Genomic DNA, 1,015 nt, shown 5'->3' with positions numbered 1-1,015 from the left:
ATAAACAAAAATACAATAAAGTCAATAGTTTGTTTGTAATTATTTTATATGAATCCACTCAAGAATCCACACTTTTATACGTGATTCATTTGACTATTTTTTATATAAGATTGCCATGCATGAATAGATCCAAAAAAGCTAATCATAAAGAAGTTTAAGAAGAAAAAACAACTTCAAAATGTCCTTCAAGCGTTTTAACTTCTTTCGGATTAACAATAATCTTTATATCGTTTCCCAATTTTGCCAAACACTCAAGCATTTTCATTTCACTAATTCCTCGAAATTCTCCACTTAAGAGTTTAGACAGTTTTGGTTGAGTCATTTTCAAAAGTTGACTAGCCTGTTTTTGTGTTAAGTTCTTTTCTTTCAGAATTTGACTAATCTTATGAGCAAGTTGCGCTTTGATAAGCATCTCTCTGGAATCTGAAAAGCCAAGATCCGCATAAACATTGGAACTACCGTGAAAAACATTGATCATTTTAATTCCCTTCTAATTGTTCTACTAACTTGAGACGTTCTTTAATCAGATTAATGTCTGGTTTTGGTGTTGCAATGCCACGGGTCGATTTTTTCTGAAAACAATGCAACACATAAAGAGATTTTTTATATTGTATCGTATAAACAGCGCGATAAGTTCCTTGAATATCGCGTTCAATAATTTCTAGAACATTGGCAGATCCAAACCCCTTGAGAACCTTAACATTTTCTCCTCTATCTCCTATCTGAGCAAGATAAAGAGCATAACCAATCCTTTGTTGAATAAGATCAGGAAGACTTTTTATATCTTTGAGTGAAGAACCAAGCCATATGATACGTTTTATTTTACTCATGATTATTAATATACCCATATGGGTATATTTTCAAGTGGTTATTCTAATTTTGTGATTTTTTAATAACTATTATTAATAAAATTGACTTGATAAAAATGGTAACAAAAAACCATAATTGTTTATTTATCTTATGAAAAGCTGCTTTGTAAAAACCAACGCTTCCAAATGTAAAAAGAACGTTTTTT

General features: G+C 30.3%; 2 protein-coding genes. Both read right to left on the bottom strand.

Annotation, left to right across the window (positions count from 1 at the left end; all coding sequences use genetic code 11):
• Positions 1-154 precede the first annotated feature (154 nt).
• Positions 155-478, bottom strand: a complete 324-nt coding sequence (locus tag ACFILZ_RS09875) for a helix-turn-helix domain-containing protein (protein ID WP_015856199.1) — start codon at positions 476-478, stop codon at positions 155-157.
• A gap of 1 nt (position 479) precedes the next feature.
• On the bottom strand, positions 480-830 hold the full coding sequence (locus ACFILZ_RS09870; RefSeq protein WP_273783835.1) for a type II toxin-antitoxin system RelE/ParE family toxin: 351 nt from the start codon (positions 828-830) through the stop codon (positions 480-482).
• Positions 831-1,015 lie beyond the last annotated feature (185 nt).

Source organism: Bartonella sp. AP40SXNS (assembly GCF_042195825.1).
Taxonomy (GTDB): Bacteria; Pseudomonadota; Alphaproteobacteria; order Rhizobiales; family Rhizobiaceae; genus Bartonella.
This window is presented reverse-complemented; position numbering and strand designations above follow the sequence as displayed.